The sequence below is a fragment of the Fructilactobacillus florum 8D genome, from assembly GCF_000512295.1.
Taxonomy (GTDB): domain Bacteria; phylum Bacillota; class Bacilli; order Lactobacillales; family Lactobacillaceae; genus Fructilactobacillus; species Fructilactobacillus florum.
Genome location: NZ_ALXG01000029.1, coordinates 1 through 21239 on the forward strand (window position 1 = coordinate 1; position 21239 = coordinate 21239).

Consider the following 21239-nt stretch of genomic DNA (forward strand, 5'->3'; position numbering starts at 1 on the left):
ATCATAGCGCGTTAGTAAATATTTGTCAATGAATTTAATCGAATAAATCATTAATAAAAATCTAACAAGGAATTCCTCCCTTTTAAGCACAAGTAATAGCTTAGCTTCTCTGATGGCGCTTGTCAATAGCTTATCAAATTATTCATAAAAAAAAGCCCTTTCAAAACAAAGGGCTTACCAAAATCAATCTTCTGGTCGCATAGTTGGAAATAACAAAACATCACGAATAGAAGGAGCATCCGTTAGCAACATCACTAACCGATCAATCCCAATTCCAAGTCCGCCAGTAGGAGGCATCCCGTATTCGAGAGCCTTCACATAATCATCATCAATTCCTTGCGCTTCTTCGTTTCCGTCAACTCGTTCTTGCGCCTGAGCTTCAAACCGTTGTCGTTGATCAATTGGATCATTCAATTCAGAAAAGGCATTTGCATACTCATTTCCCAAAATATAAAGTTCAAATCGATCAGTGAATCTTGCATCATCAGCATTTTTCTTAGCTAACGGTGAAATCTCAATTGGATGACCATAAACAAACGTCGGATCTGTAATCGTTGGTTCTACAAATTTTTCAAAAAAGGCATTGATAATGTGCCCGGTTTGCCAGTAATTTTCATAAGAAACCTGATGTTGATCAGCAAGCTGGCGAGCCTGTTCTGTTGATAATTTGGGCCAAAAGTCGACTCCCGTCTTTTCTTTAATCGCATCAACCATGTGAATTCGCTTAAATGGTTGCCCCAAATCTACCGGTTGTCCCTGATATTCAATCTTCAAATCAGGACTAACCACTTTGGCAGCACTGCGAAAAATCCCCTCAGTCTCATCCATCACATCATAAAAATCATAATAGGCCGCATAACTTTCCAGTTCTGTGAACTCCGGATTGTGCTCTTTGTCCATGCCTTCATTACGAAAGACCCGCCCAATTTCATAGACACGCCCCATTCCCCCGACAATCAAACGCTTTAAATGTAACTCTAGCGCAATTCGCAGGTATAAATCAATGTCTAACGCATTATGATGGGTAATAAAGGGGCGAGCCGAGGCACCACCAGCAGAGGAATGTAAAACTGGTGTCTCAACTTCAGTAAAGTCCAAATCATTATCTAGATAACTACGCACCGCTTTAATGATCTGTGCCCGTTGTTGGAAGCGGTCGAAGCTAGTCCGATTAGAAATCAAATCTAGATATCGTTGCCGATACTTTTGCTCTTTATTTTGAAGCCCATGATATTTTTCGGGTAATGGTCGCAATGCTTTAGACAAAAAGGTGACCTTAGTAGGACGAATCGTCAACTGACCCATATCAGTCTTAATCACTTCTCCAGTAAAACCTAAGAAGTCACCAATGTCAGCTCGCTTAAAAATATGATAAGCTTGTTCGCCAACAACATCCTTTCGCACATAAATCTGAATCTTGCCAGAACGATCTAATAAGTCAGCGAAACCAACCTTTCCACTTCCCCGTTTAGCAATCATCCGACCTGCAACTGTTACCTCAATGTGTTTATTCTCTAGCTCGTCTTTGCTGAATTGATCGTATTTTTGATCCAATTCTGCTGCTAAGGCAGTTGGTTTAAATTCATGACCAAAAGGATCGATGCCCTCTGCTAACAAATCATTCATTTTTTCGCGACGAACCCGCATTTGATCATTCATCTGGCGAGCTTGCTTGCGTTGTTGTTTCGGATCTTGTGCCACCGTTTCTCCTCCAAACTAAATTAAGTAACATAATTTTATCATAGAAATTTCTAGTGCTGCGCCGTCAGCAGGTCTTTTTTCTGACGTTGTTCTGTTTTTGCAACAAAATCATCAATAATCTGATCCATTTGGGCTTCGCTATCAGCATTAAAAAGAGCCACTTTAGTTCGCGCCGAGTGTGAAACTCCTTTCAGATAATAGGCCGCATGCCCACGAAATTGATGCGCACCAACCCGATCACCCTTTAATTGTACTAAGCCATGCAAATGATCCTTGGCCATTTGCATGCGTTCGGCAACCGTTGGCACTGGTAATAATTCTCCCGTGGATAGGTAATGTTCAGTTTGCCGTAAAATCCATGGATTTCCTTCAACTGCCCGACCCATCATCACGGCCGTCGCACCAACTTCATCTAACATTTGAGCAGCCATTTGGGGGCTAGTCACATCACCATTTCCCATTAATGGGATCGTCAACGCGTCAGCAACCTCTTTTAAGATTTCCCAATTAGCGTGTCCCGAATACATCTGTTCTCTAGTCCGACCATGCATAGCAATCGCACTAGCTCCAGCTTTTTCAGCAGCCAATGCATTCTGAACGGCATATAAATGATCATCATCCCATCCCGTCCGCATCTTTACTGTTACCGGTTTAGAAACTGCATCTGTAACATAAGAAACCATCTCGTAAACTTTTTGCGGATCTAATAACCACCGAGCCCCTGCATCAGTCTTGACCACTTTATTAACCGGACAACCCATATTGATATCAATAATATCGGCCGCCGTTTTTTGATCAATGAACTTAGCAGCTTCAACTAAAGTTTCTTTGTTCCCGCCAAAAATCTGAATACTCATGGGATGTTCAGCAGCTTCAACATTCATCATTTGGAGGGTTTTTTTGTTATTGTACATCAACGCCCGATCAGAAATCATTTCGCAAACGACAAGTCCCGCACCAAAATTCTTACAAATCAACCGGAAGGCTGAGTTAGTTACTCCCGCCATTGGAGCAACGACAACCGGATTATCAATCTTTAGATCACCGATTTTCCAAGCTCTATTTGTTTTCATAATTTTCCTTTCTCAGCTAAAATCTGTTGTAATTCAGTTGCTGAAAATTGATATCGTGCCCCACAAAAATGACAAACAACCTCAGCACCATGATCTTCCGTGATCAATTGCCGTAATTCAGAACTGCTAAGTCCTGCTAAACTCTGTGCAAACTGAGCTTTTGAACAATCACATGCAAAAGCGACTTGCTCTTGACTCAACACTTTGACTGGTTCATCGGGTAATAACATCGCCGCTAACTTAACTGGATCCGTAGCAGTAGTTAGCATAGTTGCAATCGAAGGAAGCCTTGGCAATCGTTCTTCTAACGCAGCAATTGCTGTGTTATCAGCATCTGGTAATGTTTGAATCAAATAACCACCAGCCGTCTTAACTTGACCATGCTCATCTAACACGACTGAAACTCCAACTGCTGAGTTAATTTGTTCTGATTTGGCCAAATAATATGCAAAATCACTGCCAATCTGTCCAGTGACTAGCGGAACCGTACTTGTATATGGATCTAAATTTCCTTGGGTTTTTAAAACCTCTAAAAATCCATCGGTTCCAACTGCGCTAGCAACGTCAACGTCACCATTAGCCAGGAAGGGTAATTCGACCTGACCGTGTTGAAGATAACCTTTAACCGTCCCGTGCGCATCAGCATCAATCAACATACCACCAACCGGTCCTTGGCCGTTTAACCTGACCGTCAACCCTTCTGTTCCCTTTAAAACGGAACTTGCAAGCAACAGCGTTGCGAGCAATCCCCGTCCTAATACGGTGGTTGTTGTTTTCGTCAAATGATGACTAAGCCGAGCCGTTTCAACTACGGATTGACCATTCAGCAGCAACACGCGAAAATTATGGTCAGTAGTAACTGCCTTGACTAACTCTTGATCCATCACCATATCTAACTCCCTTCAATTCGAAAAGAGCGCAAGCACAATGCTTACGTTCTTTTGAGACTATTGAACTAATCGTCCGGTTGACCCTGATCATCTTTAATGTCATCAGTAATCTCGCGGTTTTCCTCGTTATCGTGAGTTTCAGCATGACGTTGAGCCTGTTTGAACGACTCAGAATCATCTTCATCATGCTGGTCAGTAGCAGGTAATTTTCCCGTCTTGTACAAGCTCAAAATCTGTTTCTCATCTAGAGTTTCATATTTCAATAATGCATCAGCGATTGCTTTATGTTGCTGGCGATGCTCCGAAATAATTTGCAAGGCTTGTTCATGACCTGCAGCCGTATAATCTTTGACTGCTTTATCGATTTCAGCAGCAGTTTTTTCAGAATATTTACGAGCAGCATACGGATCAGCATTAGGATCCTCTAAAGCGACCGTTCCTAACTCATCCGTCATTCCATACTGCGTAACCATTGCGCGGGCAATTTGCGTCGCCTGTTGAAAATCATTGGAAGCTCCCGATGATTGGGAATCAAACACAATTTCTTCAGCACTGCGACCACCCATCATTCCAGCAATTTGTTCCATGGCATCCTTTTTCGACAAGAGTTGCTGATCTTCTTTAGGAAGCATGATAGCGTAACCACCAGCACGACCACGAGGAACAATTGTCACCTTATGAACAACCCGTGCATCATTCAGGACTAATCCCACAATCGTATGCCCGGCTTCATGATTTGCAACTACTTCACGTTCGTGCTGGCTAATAATTCGATTCCGCTTGGCTGGTCCGGCAATTACCCGATCCTCGGCTTCATCTAAATCAGCAGCAGTAATTACCTTACTATCTCGACGTGCCGCCAGAAGCGCTGCTTCATTCAAGAGGTTCGCCAAATCTGCTCCTACAAAACCAGGAGTTTGCTTCGCAATTTCTTTCAAATCAACTGAGGAATCAATTGGCTTATCTTTTGAGTGAACTTTTAAAATTGCTTCTCGACCACGAACATCTGGTTGACCTACCAAAATTTTCCGATCAAATCGACCCGGACGCGTCAAGGCTGGATCAAGGACATCGGATCGGTTGGTTGCAGCAATTACGATTACTCCAGCATTGCCAGAAAAACCATCCATTTCAACCAACAGCTGATTCAAAGTCTGCTCACGTTCATCGTGACCGCCACCCATACCGCCGCCACGTCTTCTACCAACTGCGTCAATTTCGTCGATGAAGATTATGGCTGGAGCGTTTTTCTTTGCTTGAGCAAACAAATCACGAACCCGACTGGCACCAACTCCGACAAACATCTCCACAAAATCAGATCCTGATAAGGAGTAAAAAGGCACATCGGCCTCTCCAGCCACTGCTTTTGCCAATAAAGTTTTTCCAGTTCCTGGAGGTCCTTCTAACAAGACCCCCTTAGGAATCACTGCTCCGAGACTAGTGAATTTTTTAGGATCTTTCAAGAACTCAACCACTTCAACTAATTCTTGTTTTTCCTCATCTTCACCAGCAACATCGCTAAAGCGTACCTTACTTTTAACGGGTTTGGCCTGACTCTTCCCGACCTTCATGACTCCGCCCGGACCACCAGCTCCGCTACCAGCTTGTCGCATCATAATATAAAATAAGTAAATGAAAATAATCAATGGCAAAATTGAAACAATCAGATTTAACCAAAACCCATTTGACTGGGTAGGAGTTGCATTTACTTCAACTTGATGCTGCTTGGACAAACCGTTAATTTCACGAACCGTTGCATCACTTTTGACCAGGTTAGTCGAAAACTGCTTCGTTTTGGTCTGTTTAGTATTCTGTTTAACTAGACCTTTGTTTCCAAACTTAAACGGAAAACCGTTATTATTGTTATTCTTGACTTCTTGTGGCTTTCGATATTCACCGGTGATTTTATAAACACCATTAGCAGATTCAATCCCGTACTTTTTAACTTTGTTTTGCTTTAAGTCGTTAACAAATTGACTAGATTGAATCTTTTGGGTCTGCGCTGGTTTTGTTCCGCTCCCGCCAGTGGCGAAGAGAATGACACCCATCACTAATACAAACATGATGATATAAAACAGACTACTACGAAACAGCCCATTTCGATTGTTTTTCATTTAAGTCCTCCACGCTACATTATTATTTAATATTAAAATTCTATCACTTTTTTAAATGGTAAACGACTGATTACGCTTGATAAATATCTGGTTTTAGAATTCCAACATACGGCAAATTTCGATACTTACCTTGATAATCTAGACCATACCCAACTAAAAATTCATTGGGAACCTGAAAACCAACGTAATCAGCCTTGACTCCATCACTGGGACGAGCTTCAGGTTTATCCATCAGAGTACAAACCTTCATTGAAGCTGCTCCCCGATTTCTTAGGAGCCGTTGCAAATACACCAGTGTTTTCCCAGTATCGACAATGTCATCGACAAACAAAACATCCCGACCAGCAACTGATGTATCTAAATCTTTGAGCAGTTTTACCGTTCCAGAAGATTTAGTTCCCCCATGGTAGCTAGACACATCGATAAAATCAAGATCCATGTATACATCCATACGCTTAATTAAATCGGCAGTGAAAGGAACTGCCCCTTTCAGCACACAAACCACTAACGGACGTTTAGATCGATAAACGTTCGTTAGTTGTGAGCCTAACCGTTTACAGGTTTCCTGAATCTTTGCCTCGCTGTACAACACTCGTTGGATGTCATTATCCATTATTAATCCTTTCATTTCAACCTCAGTAAATAATGATCAGCCATTGTTTGGGGAATTAATACACTACTCTGAACTCCCAAAACTGCTAGCACTACGCCATCACTGGTGACCAGGGTCTGTGAAAGCTGCCGGTTCTCAGTTGCCAATTTATGGTCAATAAAGACCCGCCGAAGTTTTTTATGACCACCGTTAGCCAATCGAAGTTGATCAGTCGGACGGCTACGACGAACCCGTAAGGGCAACTGATCAGCTCGCAAAGCAAACCTAGTTCCCCCGTGTGGTGGGTTTGAACCTGGCTCCTTGGATACTTTAAACCAACGACCTGCTGCTAATGGATACCAGTGGTTTAATCTTACCACAAAAGTTGGGACTTTTTGGGGGCATTCCCCGTAATTATTTCCCTGCCAACTAATCGTTAACTGCTGATAAGTTTTTTGCAAAACATAACCTGATCCTAAGTCTATCTGACCCTGCGGCTTGGCTTGATTGGCAAGCAATTTTGCAATTTCTTGACATTGTCGATCACTGATTTGCACTTTGCTCGTCAATTGCCCTAATAACCAGCGAACCGCTCCTGCAACATTCGTAGTTACTAAGGGAAGTGGTAGCCCAATTGATTGCGAACCATTGGTAATTTTCAATGGAGATAGGGTTTGATCTAGAGACACCACTTCTCGATCATTTTGCTGCTGTAGGTTAGTGGCAAATGCTGCCAAATGTGCAACTGCTTGCTGATTTTCCTTCACAAGGGCTGGCAATACTTGGTGACGAATCCGATTTCGCAAAAAAGCATTGGTCGCATTACTTTCGTCTTTTGACCAGGTTAATGCCCTTCTTTCGGCATATGTTTCAATTTCAGTTCTTGAAACCGTTAATAGCGGTCTTAATAACCGTCCTGGTGGAAAACAGCGAACCTGACGCATGCCACTAACGGCTGCCAGATTGCCAGTTCTAATCAACTTCATTAGAACGGTTTCCGCCTGATCATTTTGCTGGTGGGCGGTTAGGAGCCAGTGCGCACCGGTTGTCCTCATGATTTCGGCAAAAAAACGGTAACGAAACTGTCGGGCTTGCTCCTCAATACCATGATCAAGCTCTCCATGCTTCCAGTTAGTCATAAAAAAGGGGAGCTTGCGAACCTCACAATATCTTTGTAATGCAGCTGCTTCATGGGTACTGTTTGCGCGTAAGCAGTGGTTAACGTGCGCTATGATTAAAGCTGGTCGGTCCGTTCCTAGTCTTTGTAACAAATCTAACAGTACCATTGAGTCGATGCCTCCAGATACTGCTACAACCACATTTTCTCCTGGCCGCCACCATTGGTGTTGCGCTACCAATTTATCTATTTTTTGTTGTAAATCCACGCACTGCTGCGCCCCCTTTAAACAAAAAACCAGGAAACCACCCTGGTTTTACTTGCGACGACCACCGCGACCACCGCGTTTTCCTTCGGTATTCTTTTTAATATCTGACAAGCGATGCTCACTTTCCTTTAAAAAATTAGAAAGTAGATCATCAAATTCGCCCGTCGTTTGGTGATTAGCACGAGTGCCACGTGGTTTTGGAGTAGTTGCTGGTTGCCCCATTGAATGACGTTTTGAATCAGCTTGACCTGATTTTCGTGCTGAATCTTGCGAGTTGGCCTTGCGAATTGAAAGCGCAATCTTGCCATCAGAACCAATTTTAGTGACCTTCACCGCGACCTCATCGCCCACCGCTAACACGTCATGAATATCTTTGACATACTCAGACGAAACTTCACTAATGTGAACTAGTCCAGTCTGGCGATTACCAAGGTCAACAAACGCTCCAAATCCAGTAATTCCAGTAACTTTTCCTGTAACAATCTCTCCAACTGCAAGCCCCAAAAACTTAATCCTCCTCTGTTCATAATTACTTAATCCGTATTATAGCATAGTAAAAAGACGTGAAAAAACTTGTTTAAGTTTTTTCACGTCCGGTAATAACCTGTGCTTATTTATGGTTCATTAGCCGAAAATTCGTTTCACCTGGTTTAGTATAACCATACTTCGTCTGCGCTTGACTTTTAATGTAATCGTTATTTTTCAACAATTTTTGTCGATGCTGTAACTGAGATTGGCGCTGGTGTTGACGTTCCAATCGAACCTGCTCTTTACTGATATTAGCATTGAGCTGGTGTAGTTGCACTCGGGCACCAAACCATTGCAACGTCAAAAATACTAGGATAACCGCAATTAGTGCGCTGATTATCAACGCTCGACGCGCTCGTCGTGGAGATAGTAACCGTGTTTGGTGTTTGGTTCCAATTGCTGCATGCAACTGAGCTACATTAGTTCGCTTTTCCACGATAATCCTCCTCCACAACTACCTAGCAACTTTACCAGTCATGTTACAACAACAAATTGTATTTTACAAGAGTTCCTCTGATTCTTTTTGATAGTCACGTTCGTAAGTTTCTGAAACTACCTCATACATTTGCTCAGCATCACTTTTTTTAGTGGTTTGCACTACGGCTGTAACCCTTACAACTAGCGTCTTATTCCCAAATTTGATGGTAAGCTGATCCCCCGTTTTAACTAAACTAGCAGATTTTGCTACTTTCCCATCAATAAGTACGCGCCCTTGATCTGTAATTTTTTTTGCAACCGGTCGTCGTTTAATAATTCTAGCCATCTTTAAAAATTTATCAATTCGCATGCAAATTCTCCTTTGCTGATTCCTGCTGGCGCTGCTTATCACGACTAACTTCTAGCGCCTGTAGGAAATGATCTAGCTCTAGGAGCCACTCGGCTGACGCCATCGTTGGCTGGATCACTAATTCAATTTGATATTTATCGTGGTTCTGCTTGATGATTGATCGAAACTTTGTCGCAGCAATTGCATGTAAAATTTCTTTACTACTATATTGCGTGGTTCCTGCCGGACTAAGCACCACTTCTAAGTGATCAGCGCGCTTTTTAATCTGCTCAACTTGGGCATAATCAGCGCGCATTTTGAGTTTGTCGACCATTAGTAGATTTGCCACCGGCTGAGGATATTCACCAAATCGATCAACCAAATCATCACGTAATTCGTTAAATTGGGAGTCATTTTCAATTTGGCGTAATCGCTTATACATTTCAATCTTTTGTTGCTGATCGCTAATGTAACTGCTGGGCAAGTAAGCTTCGATACCTAAATCTAGTTCCGCATCCGTCTTGGCCAATGGCGCAGGTTTCCCCTGCTTTGAAGCCACTGCGTCTGATAACATCTTAGTATACATATCATAGCCAACCGAAGCAATAAACCCATGCTGAGCTCGACCTAAAACATTCCCAGCTCCACGAATTGACAAATCACGCATGGCCACTTTAAAACCTGAACCTAATTCTGTAAAATCCTTGATCGCTTCTAATCGATTTTCTCCAGCCTCGGTCAACACCTTATCTGGCTGATACATAAAATACGCTTGCCCAATTCGATTGCTCCGACCAATCCGTCCTCGCAGTTGATATAGTTGTGATAGACCCATTCGATCAGCATTTTCAACAAATAACGTATTCACATTCGGCATATCAACCCCTGTTTCAATGATTGTCGTTGTCACTAAGATGTCATAAGCCCCGTTAATGAAATCAAACAAAATCTGTTCCAGTTGATTTTCCGTCAGCTTTCCATGGATTAAACCAATCCGAGCATCTGGTAATAACCGCTGTAACTTCATTACCGTTTGATCAATATCTTTGACTCGATTATGCAGATAAAAAATCTGTCCATTTCTTTGCATTTCTCGACGACTAGCATCCACAATTGTGGCATCATTTTGTTCCAAAACGAAGGTTTGAATTGGATACCGATTTGCCGGAGGCGTTTCAATGACCGATAGATCTCGAACTCCCATCATTGACATGTTGAGGGTTCGTGGAATCGGAGTAGCAGTTAAGGTCAAAACATCCACATTTTTTTTAAGTTCTTTAATTTTTTCCTTGTGCTTGACCCCAAATCGCTGTTCTTCATCAACAATTAAAAGTCCAAGGTCATGATAGTGAAGATCCTTTGAGAGTAATCGGTGCGTTCCAATAATAATGTCAATATGACCATCGTTCAATTTTTGGAGAATGGTCCGCGTTTCTTTGGCACTATTAAACCGAGACAAACCACCGATTGTGACCGGAAAATCAGAAAAACGATTTTGGAAGGTCTCATAATGTTGCTGCGCTAAGACGGTAGTTGGAACTAACATTGCAACCTGCTTCCCAGCACAGACTGCCTTGAAAGCTGCCCGCATGGCTACTTCCGTCTTACCATAGCCTACGTCTCCGACCAACAGTCGATCCATCGGATGAGGTTGCTCCATATCATGCTTGATTTCTTGTACACTTCGAACTTGGTCTGGGGTAGGTGAGTAGGCAAAGGCCGCCTCAAACTCCCTTTGATAATCATCATCAGCCGGAAAAGCAAAGCCAGCCGTTTGCTCACGTTTAGCGTATAAATCGACCAATTCATCGGCCATATCATCAACTTTTTGGGAAACCTGACTTTTAGTCTTAGCCCATTCATTTCCGCCCAGTTTGTTTAACCGAGGTGCTTTTTCTTCTGACCCAACGTACTTTTGAATCAAATTTAGCTGGGTTACTGGAATGTAAATATGGGCGTTGTTTTTAAATGAAAGCGCGAGATAATCTTGGTGTTTACCGTCGACTTCCATGGTCTGGAGTCCCTCATAACGTCCAATTCCGTGGTTTACGTGTACAACATAGTCGCCTGGTTTCAGATCCGTATAATTTTTTATCCGTTCGGCATTCGTAAAAGTCGGCTGTCTAGTTCGAATCGGTCGAGGCCGTTCACTAACTCTTTGAAACATTTCAGCTTCAGTTATGACCACTAAATTACCAGCGGCAAATTCAAACCCAGCTGTCAACTTGCCAGACGTTAATTGGACTACCCCTGGTTGAATGTTTGTGGCTGTCGTCGCTGCCACCTTAATTTTAAAGTCAGCTAATGTTTGCGCTACCTGACGCCGACGCTCTTCATTTGCGACCATGATAATCACGGTTCGCCCCTGATTACGATAATGTTCTAACTCCGTCTTAAGCCGGGGCAACTGACCAAAGAAACGCTGCATGGGTCGAATCTGCAAATCCGTTACCGCTGTCAGGGTCATTCGCCCTAATCCCCTTTGAAATAGTGATAACAAAAGTTGGGGGTGTTGATCAGTTTCTAATAGTTTTTGTAACGTCCCTACCTTTGATTGACCAGCAAGCATGTCTGACATTGCCTGATCCTGCTGTCCTTGTCGCTCTGTTTCGCGAATCCGAACATAATCGTCCAACGCTACGATTCCCTTTGGAGCCAGATAATTTAGAAGCGATGCGGGTCGTTTCCAAAAGAAGTTACGATAGTTCGACCATTGCTGATTATTAGTTTCTGCCACTGGCAGTTTCAGCAATTGCTGCAGTTCGCGTCGTTGTGGTGAATCCGTCATTTTTGGTACAGCTGCTCGCAAAGCTTGCTTACCAGCTTCAAGGTCCGTCGCTGTGAGTAAAAAGTCGGTGACCGGTAAAACCGTTCCCTGGGTTAAGTTTTGCTGGCTTCGCTGGGTTCCCGGTTCAAAACTTCGTAGCGAATCAAGCTCATCGTCAAAAAAGTCAAGCCGCACCGGTAGCTTGGCCGTCAGAGGATAGATATCGACAATTGAACCACGTACCGCAAATTGACCAGGAGTATCAACCAGTTTTGTTCGACGATATCCCATTTGAACAAGTTGTTGCTGTAATTTTCCCAGCTCAAATTGTTGCCCAGGTGCTAGCTGTAACTGCGACTTTTGAAAACGCGTCGGTTGTGCAAGGGCATGTTTCAAACCTGCCAGTGACGCTACTACCACCACCGGTTTACCAAGCTGCAGGGCATGCAATGCTTCTACGCGGGCAGCCTGATAAATTCCGGAATCAGTTGCCAGTTGTGCCCCTAACCCCTCGGCTGCTGGAAAAGAAAACAATTGGTCTTTCGGGAGCATTGTTTGAAATTCCTGACATGCCTGTTCAGCATGTTCTTCTGTATCAGTTAAAAAAACCAGCGGTTGTTGTTGCTTGGCAACTAGCGCTGTCAAAAACAACTTTTGCGCTACCCCGCTAGTGCCGGTAACTAGCTGACGCTGATGGGGCTGTAACATCTTCAGGACATTTTGTACCTGATTAGTTTGTAAAAAGGGTTTTGTTAATTTCACTAAAAACTCCTTCACGTGCTTAATTGAATTTATTTTCTAACTGGGCAAAATCTTTCCCCGCCACCCAATCATCAAGTGCTTGCGTGGCATGGGTTAACGACTCGGCTAGTGGTCCTTGTTGTTCTAAACTAAAGCTCCCCAACACATAAGAAACAACGCTTTGCCGCTGCGGATGGTCCGTTCCAATCTTAATCCGATTAAACTGATTCGTCCCTAAATGTGCAATTAAACTTTTAATCCCGTTATGTCCGCCCGAGGATCCATGATTTCTCAGCCGAATCCGACCAACATGCAAATCCATATCGTCATAAACCACCACTAAATCATCCAGACTCAACTTATAATAGTCTAATAGCGGACGCACCGCCTGTCCAGATTCGTTCATATAAGTTAACGGCTCGACCAATAATACCTTCTCACCTTCCAACAAACCACTTCCAAACTGAGCATTTTGGTTGTGTTGATTCAATTCAATTTGATGTGCTTTAGCAAAATCTTCAAGCGCCATAAAGCCTGTATTATGGCGGGTCGATTGGTATTTTTCTCCTGGATTTCCTAACCCAACAATCATTTTCATCGCACTCACTCCTTTGATTCCCTAAATCATCTCGATTGTAACACAGCCCATCCACTGCACTCCCAGCGCCAAACAAAAAGGAGCTACCCATGAGCTCCTTCACCATAAATTTAACTAACGGATGTCCGCACGGAGTCCCAAACTAAGCGTGAGGGCCGTATCAACATCTTCCATAATCTTATCGTGCAGGTGGGTTACCCGATCGCGCAACCGTTGCTTATCAATCGTTCGAACCTGCTCTAACAAAATCACCGAATCTTTTTCAATATTTGTATTTTTAGCAGCAACTGCAACATGGGTTGGCATCCGTGGCTTTGCTATCTTAGCAGTAATTGCAGCAACAATGACCGTCGGACTATAGTGGTTTCCAATGTTGTTTTGCACCACCAAAACCGGTCGTAATCCGCCTTGTTCTGAGCCTACCACTGGAGATAGATCAGCATAAAAGATGTCGCCTCGCTTAATTTGCAACTCTCTCATTGAGCCTGACCTTTCGTTTTTATACGTTTTAAACTTGGTTTTTAATTAAAGCCATTTATCGATTACACAATTTTAGCACATTAGCAATTCCTATACTCATTTGCAATTTCCTGATTAATGAGCGCCATTTTACAATAGCCATACGCTAGTTGATTGTTCAAAGGATTCTGATTGTAAAATAAGGGTACCATCACCACTGGTTGCAAATCACCATCCAAATGCCAGGATGGATTAGATAAGCCCGGCTGATATTTGATGATCGCTATCATAATGATCGCTTCCTAAAATAAAACTAACCGATTCACGCCTGATAAAATCTTGGGAGTCGTGCGGAATATCCGCAAGCAACTTCATAATTAATGGTATGACAATAATTAGCCACGTCGTCAAGGGTAATTGTTAAATTAGCTTCCGTTCCCACCAGCGTTACTGGGGTTCCAATCGGCATTTTTTGTGGCAGTCGAATCATCAACTGATCCATGCACACTCGACCAACAATCTGACAAAATTGACCCGCCACAATCACATGAAATCCCTGCAAACGCCGGTCAACCCCATCAGCATACCCAACCGGAAGTGTTCCAATCCACTCTGTTTTCGGAGTTGTATACGTTGCCCCATATCCAATTGAAGTGCCTGGCTGAACCTGCTTCACAAATACAAGCTCGCTGGTAAAACTAAGCGCCGGCTGTAACTGAAAGGGAGCTTTACGCAACGTTCCTGCCGGATTCAATCCATACCCAGCAATCCCGAACCGAACTAAATTTGCCTCCACTGTTTGGTGCCATAAACTAGTGGCAGAGTTAGCAACTGATACATAGCGCGGTCGCTTTGGCAGTGCGCTCATAAGCGTGGCAAAACGTTGCTGTTGTTGTTCAAAGTAGCCCGCGTCACTTTCATCTGCCGTGGCAAAGTGAGTATAAACCCCTTGAAAATCTAACTTGGTCTGCGCTGCTTGCCAACACATGGAAAACTGTTTGACGGTTTCTTTGGTTTGCAGGCCAATTCGTCCCATCCCGGTATCGAGTGCTAAAAAAAATCGGAGTTGGTTAGTTAGCTGTTTGTCTGACAGCTGTCGAATTGCTTGTTTTAGCCATTCTATGCTACTAACTGTCACAGTAATATTGTATTTCAGAATCAATGGTAAACACGAAATGCTAGTTATTCCCAAGACTAAAATCGGTTCTGTAACAAAACCCGCCCGACGTAGTTCGAGCGCCTCATCTAGGATAGCTACGCAGAAACCAGTTGCTCCGGCAGCACGCGCTACTTTAGCAACCTGAACGGCGCCGTGACCATAACCATTGGCCTTAACCACCATAAACATTTCTGTACCAGCAGATAATCGCTGCTGTTCCGTATGAATATTATGATATAGTGCCGTCTCATCAATGATGATCTCCGCCGGCCGATGCTCACCAATTACCATGCTCTCAGCTCCTTTTTAACGCATTAATTATAACATAGCATTTAATTGAGCTGGCTAGAAACAAAAAGGAGCTTTCGCCCCTTTTAGTGCTTATTCTTAATCACAAATTTATTATTACGGGTGTGCTGGTCACGATCATGACCACGACTATGTCCACCATGCTGACGATCGCGATTGCCACGATAGCCACCACTATGTGAACGACCGCTCTTACCACGGTAACCACCGCCACGACCACCACGGTTTTTCAAAGGTCGCTCAGGTGTAATGTGAACTTTGACCTGGTCACGTGACATTTCATTTAACAAAGCTGCTACTAAATCAAGGCTATCATACTTAGTTAACAACTCCTGTGCTACCTCACTAAAACGGGATGTTTCTGTCCGCTGAACTAATTTGGCAACATCGGTCTGAGCATCTTTTAATTGACCCGCTAGGGCTTCATCACTAGTTGGTGGCTTTAAAGGCAACATCCGTACCTTAGTTAATTTCTCAATCCCACGCAAGTAATTCATTTCCATTGGAGTCACGAAAGTTACTGATACCCCGTGACGCCCTGCCCGACCCGTTCGTCCAATTCGGTGAACATAACTTTCTGGATCTTGAGGAATATCAAAGTTATAGACATGCGTCACTCCAGAAACATCAATTCCCCGCGCAGCAACATCTGTAGCCACAAGATAGTTGATCCGTTCGCGTTTGAAGTCGTTCATAATCTGAGTTCGCCGATTTTGAGTCAAATCACCATGCAGCCCGGCAGCTTGGTAGCCGCGAGCTACCATTCCCTTAGCAACTTCATCCACTCGACGTTTCGTCCGACAAAAGATAATTGTGACGTCTGGTTGTTCAACATCAAATAGTCGCGTCATCGTATCAAATTTTTCGTTGTCGCGTACCTTAACGTAATACTGATCAACTAAATCCGTCGTTAATTCCTTGGCTTTCACTTTAACTTGTTTAGGATCAGTCATGAATTTTAAGCCAACCCGTCTAATTGGGGCAGGCATCGTGGCTGAAAATAACATCGTTTGCCGCTCAGTTGGAGTCTCTTTAATGATTTTTTCGATATCCTCTAAAAAGCCCATGTTCAGCATTTCGTCGGCTTCATCTAAAACCAAAAACTTCACGTGATCTAACTTGAGCGTCCGTCGCTGGATGTGATCCAATAGACGCCCAGGAGTCCCAACAATGACTTGTGGATGTTTTTTCAAGTCATAGATCTGGCGCCGTATATCGGAACCACCATAGACTACTTGAGCCCGAGCTCCTTCAGAACGACCTAGTTTTTGCAATTCATTTTGTGTTTGAATGGCTAATTCCCGGGTGGGAGAAATAATCAATGCTTGAACATTGGGGTCATCAACATCAATTCCTTGCAAAATCGGCAATGCAAAGGCCGCCGTTTTACCGGTTCCTGTTTGTGCCTGCCCAATCACATCTTCGCCTTGAAGCGTCAGTGGAATTGTCTGGGCTTGAATGGCGGTAGGTTCTTCATAACCATTTTTAGCAACCGCCGCTAACAGACTATCTGATAGTCCTAAATCTTGAAAATTCAAATGTGTTCCTCCTAAATGAAACATCCCGATCAGCGAAATCCTAACTAGAAAAAATCCGTTTTCTATTCATCCGTTAGGATCCGCGTTCGATTGTTATTCTATTGATAATACTGGCAAACATAACCATCTAACATTACACCAAAAACAAGAATTTATCAAATCATCTCGCCGATTTTTCTCCCAGTAGCCCTTGCAAAACAATTTCTAAATGCATCCCGTGACTTCCCTTTAACAATACTTCATCTTTACTAGTCAGATGCTGGCGGAGTTCTTGTAATAATTGTGGTTGCTGATTCCCATCATAATAAAACAAGTTATTTCCAAGTTGGTATTTGTCAGCAAGTGCCGTCTTCAAAGCCTGCATCTCAGTTCCTAACAAGAAGACCGAATTGAATTGGTTAGGGTCAAGCACCTCGGCTAATTTCGCATGCAACTGTGGAGCAGCATCACCAAGTTCCAACATGTCCCCTAACACCACAATCCGTTTCCCCTGTGGTTGGCTAGCCGCAAAGGCTTGTAATACCGCTCGAACAGCGGTTGGGTTAGAGTTATAAACATCACTGAGGATTTTTTCTCCTTGATCCCCAAGCAGCCATTCGGTACGATTTTTTGTAAAAATAGCCGCTTCCAGTCCTTGTTGCATGGCTGGGGCCGGAATTGCCAGTGCATCGCCAACAGCCAGCGCTGCCAACGCATTGTTAACGTTGTAGCGCCCTGGAAGTTGCACTGTAAAGGGTAGCTTGGGCCAAGCATTGGTCGTAAATACTGTTTTTTGATCATCAGTTTGGCTCTCGGTCACGTACAAATCGTTTACATCGCTTTCTCCAAAAGTTTTTTGTGGGAAAGGCAATGCGCTTGCCCGTTTTTGCAACAAGGGCTCATCCCCCTTGTAAATCAACCAACTATCCGGTCGTAACCCGCTAGTGATCTCCATTTTTGCATCGGCAATTCGTGCCCTAGTTTTAAAAAATTCGATGTGAGCTTCGCCGATCATCGTGATTACCGCAATATCAGGAGTAGTTAACTGGCTCAACATGGTCAGTTGCCCCGGTCGATCCATTCCCATTTCCACAACCAAAACCTCTGTGCTGGAATCCATCGATAAGACGGTAATTGGTACTCCAATTTCGTTATTGTAATTTCCCTGCGTTTTAGTGACATTAAAACGCGTTTTACAAATGCTGGCAATCAAATCCTTAGTAGTGGTTTTGCCATTACTACCAGTTACGGCAATTACCTTTGGATTTATTTTAGTTAAATAATATCGGGCCAACGTTTGTAAGGCTGCTAATGGATTTGGCACAATGATTACTGGAAAATCAGCGGGAGCGGTGTCGCGGTGATCCTCAGACCACAAAGCTGCTACGGCTCCTTTTTCGATCGCATTAGCTAAATACTGATGTCCATCATGGGTCCCAGTTAGCGGCACAAAAAGCGCTCCCGTCGTTAATTTACGGCTATCAAAGTCGACGCTAGTAACCAGTTCTGACGCTGCTACTGGAACGGTAAGCTCGCCACTAACCGCTTGAGCAACTTCTTCGATTTTCATTTTCATTTAGTTTGACTCCTCTTTTGACAAAACAAAGCCGGGTTATAACTTCCAACCCGGTTATTTATCAATTTTAAAATTGTTAAGATCGACTTCTTGTGAATGTTGTAACTGCAATGACCATTTATTAGTTAGGGTATTATACGTTAAGGTTCCCAGTTGATCAGTCTGTGACCGCAACTGCCCCTCCGTGTTCCAAAGCACCTTTTCCTGATTCGCTTTTGGCGCTAAAATAGGGATTTTAAACTGGCGTTGACTTTCCCGCGCTAGTTCAAAGGCCAAAATCAGCCCCGTAAAACTGGTCTCAATTAATTGCTGCAACAAGTCACTCTCAAGGTCTTTCACAAACAATGGTCGAGCAAAAATGCGCTTGCTGTTTCGCTGGTTTCGCAAATGACGCTTGATACTTAACTCTAAAACATGAGTAAAGGCGGTAAATCTTTGAAAATAAATTTTTTTAAAACCGTTCCGGCCGCCTAAATAAACAAACTGATTACCGAGTTTATGTGAAAAAGGGCTCCGCTGATGATTAGGCCAGCCAATATGAGCCAAATACAGTAAATCAGCAATTTCATCGTCTCGCAGTGAGTCTAGGTGGTCTTTGGTTTGATAATCAATCCACTTATTAGGGTTGCCGTTCGGACCAATCAAATATTCACGAATCTGGCTTTGACCGACAATTGTTGGAAACTGTGAATGCGGATTATAGCTATTGGAAGACGCAAAATCATCATTTATTAGAATGATATTCTGGGGAAGTTGCTGAATTCCATTTACAAAATCACCAGAGGAAATCCCCCACGAAATTGTAAAGTGATCCCAGACACTAACCTTTAAATAGATTAAATTAGTTAACATCTTGAGTACTCTTTTCGTCATCTATCGTTTTTTATTATACTACCGAATCACCATCTCAGCAGCAACATTTTAGCGTAGTAATTCTTAAAATAGCTAATTGATGCGAAAAAGCCGTAAACTTGCTATGATAATCATATTAACTTTTATGAAACGGACTGATTAAATTGAGAAAAATCAATGTAATCTTTATTTGTCTTGGAAATATTTGTCGTTCCCCCTTGGCAGCTGCGTTGTTTGAACAACTAACCATTAACCGCGGGGTACAACAATTTTATCAAATTAGCTCAGCTGCTACCAGTGCCACGGAAACCGGCAATCCCCCTCATCTCAAAGCACAAGCTTGTGCTCGAAAACACAACTTGAACATTGCAACTCACCGTGCTCACCGCGTAACTGATCAAGAACTGCAACAGGCCGACTACCTAATTACCATGGACCAACAAAATCTAGCCGACTTACAACTTCGACTGGGTTCTAAACACGTTCAAAAACTGCACCTTTGTTTAGAGGTTCTAAATCATGAACATCCAGCTAGCATTGCCGATCCTTGGTATACCAACAACTTTACTTTAACTTATCAACAATTACAGCAGTCGTTGCCCCGCTGGCTAACCAGCATGGAACAGCAACGAACCCAGGAGGCTAATAATGGAACAATCTAATGAACCAACCGATCCAAGCGAGACCGTCCCGAGTAAAATTTGGCATCGAAACCTCGTTGCCCTTTGGATTGGTCTCTTTTTAACCAGCATGGGGTTTAGCGGGATGATGCCATTTTTATCGCTCTACATCAATACCATGGGTGACTTTAGTCGTAGTCAAGTTAGCCTGTACAGTGGTCTCGCTTTTTCTGCTTCGTTTATTGTAGCAGCCGTTGTTTCTCCCCTGTGGGGTAGCCTGGCAGATCGTTACGGTCGGCGGGTCATGCTGTTGCGAGCTTCCTTAGGCATGTCAATTTGTGTCTTTTTAATGGGAACCGTTAACAATGTCTGGATGCTAATTGGGCTACGTTTCATTCAAGGGGCCTTTTCAGGCTACATGCCAAATTCTAACGCTCTCTTAGCCATCCAAGTTCCCAAAAGCCAGAGCGGTAAGGCTCTAGGCATCTTATCAACTGGCGGAGTTTCCGGTTCACTCTTCGGTCCCTTAGTCGGAGGAGTGCTCGCTTCAATTTTTAGTTACCGGATCACCTTTTTCATTACTGGTGCATTAATGCTAGGTGTATTTTTTGTAACCCTCTTTTTTGTGCAAGAAAAATTCAAACCAGTGACCAAAGAAGCTAATCTCAACACGGCCGCCGTCATTCAGGAACTCCCCCATCCTCAGTTGATTTTTGGAATGTTCATTACTACCATGATTATTCAAGCCTCAAACATGTCAATCTCGCCAATTCTCTCCCTCTACGTTAAAGAAATTATGCAAAATTCACCCACGGTCACTTTTTTTAGTGGGGTTGTCGCAGCCGTTCCAGGAATTGCAACATTAATTGCTGCGCCCAAGTTTGGATCATTGGGAGATCGCATTGGTAGCCAAAAAGTCATGATTTTTGGCTTTTTACTAGCCATAGTACTATTCATCCCCATGGCATTCGTTACCAATGTTTGGGAATTAATTGCCCTTAGATTTTTACTTGGAGTTTCAAATGCTTGTATGCTACCAGCAGTTCAGGCCATCTTAGCTAAAAGCACCCCTGCAGCCGTTACCGGTCGAATTTTCAGCTGGAACCAATCATTTCAGGCAATTGGAAACTTTACCGGACCACTAATTGGTTCCTTAGTCTCTTCAATCTTTGATTACTCCGGGGTCTTTCTTTCGACAGCGGGATTAGTCTTGATTAATCTTTGCCTCGTCGTCCATCAAGCACGCAAACAATTTTAAACCAAAATAAAAGGATTAGTCAGCAATCATGACTAATCCTTTTATTTTGATAGCAACTTAGTTGGTAAGCCCATAACGCTTGTTGAAGCGATCAACCGCTCCGTCAGCCTGAGCTGATTTTTGTTTCCCAGTATAGAAGGGGTGCGAATCCGAAGAGATTTCAACCCGAATCAAGGGATAAGTGTTACCATCTTCCATCGTAATCGTGTCTTTCGAAGTAGCTGTCGAACCTGTAATAAATTTAAAGCCCGTACTAGAATCCTGAAAGACTACCTGATGAAAATCTGGATGAATGCCTTTTTTCATGATATCGCTCCTTTGCCCTGAACCTCAT

20 protein-coding genes are annotated in these 21239 nt (G+C 43.2%); 2 read left to right on the forward strand and 18 right to left on the reverse strand.

What is annotated here, in order from left to right:
- Positions 1 to 183 precede the first annotated feature (183 nt).
- The 17 genes from lysS to B808_RS03340 form a co-directional block, all read right to left on the reverse strand.
- A complete protein-coding gene (gene lysS / locus B808_RS03260; protein ID WP_035421945.1) occupies positions 184 to 1659 on the reverse strand; it encodes a lysine--tRNA ligase in 1476 nt (491 codons plus the stop codon).
- 92 nt (positions 1660 to 1751) lie between these two features.
- Complete coding sequence (gene dusB / locus B808_RS03265) at positions 1752 to 2774, reverse strand: tRNA dihydrouridine synthase DusB (protein ID WP_035421913.1); 1023 nt, start codon at positions 2772 to 2774, stop codon at positions 1752 to 1754.
- Entirely contained in the window at positions 2771 to 3664 is an 894-nt protein-coding gene (gene hslO / locus B808_RS03270) for an Hsp33 family molecular chaperone HslO (RefSeq protein WP_051393804.1), read from the reverse strand. The genes dusB and hslO overlap by 4 nt, the downstream gene beginning before the upstream one ends.
- A gap of 65 nt (positions 3665 to 3729) precedes the next feature.
- A complete protein-coding gene (ftsH, locus tag B808_RS03275) occupies positions 3730 to 5778 on the reverse strand; it encodes an ATP-dependent zinc metalloprotease FtsH (protein ID WP_035421916.1) in 2049 nt (682 codons plus the stop codon).
- 70 nt (positions 5779 to 5848) lie between these two features.
- The gene (gene hpt, locus B808_RS03280) at positions 5849 to 6391 is read right to left on the reverse strand and encodes a hypoxanthine phosphoribosyltransferase (RefSeq protein WP_035421949.1); all 543 of its coding nucleotides are present in this window, start codon (positions 6389 to 6391) and stop codon (positions 5849 to 5851) included.
- Between the two features lie 11 nt (positions 6392 to 6402).
- Positions 6403 to 7755, reverse strand: a complete 1353-nt coding sequence (gene tilS, locus B808_RS03285; RefSeq protein WP_035421918.1) for a tRNA lysidine(34) synthetase TilS — start codon at positions 7753 to 7755, stop codon at positions 6403 to 6405.
- A 48-nt stretch (positions 7756 to 7803) separates the two neighbouring features.
- On the reverse strand, positions 7804 to 8259 hold the full coding sequence (locus B808_RS03290; protein ID WP_035421919.1) for a S1 domain-containing RNA-binding protein: 456 nt from the start codon (positions 8257 to 8259) through the stop codon (positions 7804 to 7806).
- 106 nt (positions 8260 to 8365) lie between these two features.
- Positions 8366 to 8719, reverse strand: a complete 354-nt coding sequence (locus B808_RS03295; protein WP_009167317.1) for an FtsB family cell division protein — start codon at positions 8717 to 8719, stop codon at positions 8366 to 8368.
- A gap of 63 nt (positions 8720 to 8782) precedes the next feature.
- Positions 8783 to 9070, reverse strand: coding sequence for an RNA-binding S4 domain-containing protein (locus B808_RS03300; RefSeq protein ID WP_009167318.1), 288 nt, complete (start codon positions 9068 to 9070; stop codon positions 8783 to 8785).
- The gene (gene mfd, locus B808_RS03305; protein ID WP_051393805.1) at positions 9060 to 12524 is read right to left on the reverse strand and encodes a transcription-repair coupling factor; all 3465 of its coding nucleotides are present in this window, start codon (positions 12522 to 12524) and stop codon (positions 9060 to 9062) included. Before mfd ends, B808_RS03300 begins: the two co-directional genes overlap by 11 nt.
- 73 nt (positions 12525 to 12597) lie before the next feature.
- Positions 12598 to 13155 (reverse strand): aminoacyl-tRNA hydrolase, encoded by a 558-nt coding sequence (gene pth / locus B808_RS03310; protein WP_009167320.1) that lies wholly within the window; start codon positions 13153 to 13155, stop codon positions 12598 to 12600.
- 114 nt (positions 13156 to 13269) lie between these two features.
- Entirely contained in the window at positions 13270 to 13635 is a 366-nt protein-coding gene (locus B808_RS03315; RefSeq protein WP_035421923.1) for a type II toxin-antitoxin system PemK/MazF family toxin, read from the reverse strand.
- A gap of 80 nt (positions 13636 to 13715) precedes the next feature.
- Complete coding sequence (locus B808_RS03320) at positions 13716 to 13904, reverse strand: hypothetical protein (protein ID WP_035421925.1); 189 nt, start codon at positions 13902 to 13904, stop codon at positions 13716 to 13718.
- Between the two features lie 32 nt (positions 13905 to 13936).
- The gene (gene alr / locus B808_RS03325; protein WP_009167323.1) at positions 13937 to 15064 is read right to left on the reverse strand and encodes an alanine racemase; all 1128 of its coding nucleotides are present in this window, start codon (positions 15062 to 15064) and stop codon (positions 13937 to 13939) included.
- Positions 15065 to 15147: 83 nt separating this feature from the next.
- Positions 15148 to 16620, reverse strand: coding sequence for a DEAD/DEAH box helicase (locus B808_RS03330; protein WP_009167324.1), 1473 nt, complete (start codon positions 16618 to 16620; stop codon positions 15148 to 15150).
- Between the two features lie 160 nt (positions 16621 to 16780).
- Positions 16781 to 18175: a UDP-N-acetylmuramoyl-tripeptide--D-alanyl-D-alanine ligase gene (locus B808_RS03335; protein ID WP_035421927.1), complete on the reverse strand. Its 1395-nt coding sequence runs from the start codon at positions 18173 to 18175 to the stop codon at positions 16781 to 16783.
- A gap of 54 nt (positions 18176 to 18229) precedes the next feature.
- Positions 18230 to 19027, reverse strand: coding sequence for a hypothetical protein (locus B808_RS03340; RefSeq protein WP_035421929.1), 798 nt, complete (start codon positions 19025 to 19027; stop codon positions 18230 to 18232).
- A gap of 164 nt (positions 19028 to 19191) precedes the next feature.
- On the opposite strand from B808_RS03340, the gene B808_RS03345 reads away from it, so the two are divergent.
- Both B808_RS03345 and B808_RS03350 read left to right on the forward strand, forming a co-directional pair.
- Complete coding sequence (locus tag B808_RS03345) at positions 19192 to 19689, forward strand: low molecular weight protein-tyrosine-phosphatase (protein ID WP_035421931.1); 498 nt, start codon at positions 19192 to 19194, stop codon at positions 19687 to 19689.
- The gene (locus B808_RS03350; protein ID WP_009167328.1) at positions 19676 to 20905 is read left to right on the forward strand and encodes a multidrug efflux MFS transporter; all 1230 of its coding nucleotides are present in this window, start codon (positions 19676 to 19678) and stop codon (positions 20903 to 20905) included. The genes B808_RS03345 and B808_RS03350 overlap by 14 nt, the downstream gene beginning before the upstream one ends.
- 57 nt (positions 20906 to 20962) lie before the next feature.
- On the opposite strand, the gene B808_RS03355 is transcribed toward B808_RS03350, so the two are convergent.
- Positions 20963 to 21211 (reverse strand): type B 50S ribosomal protein L31, encoded by a 249-nt coding sequence (locus B808_RS03355; protein ID WP_035421932.1) that lies wholly within the window; start codon positions 21209 to 21211, stop codon positions 20963 to 20965.
- Positions 21212 to 21239: the final 28 nt, after the last annotated feature.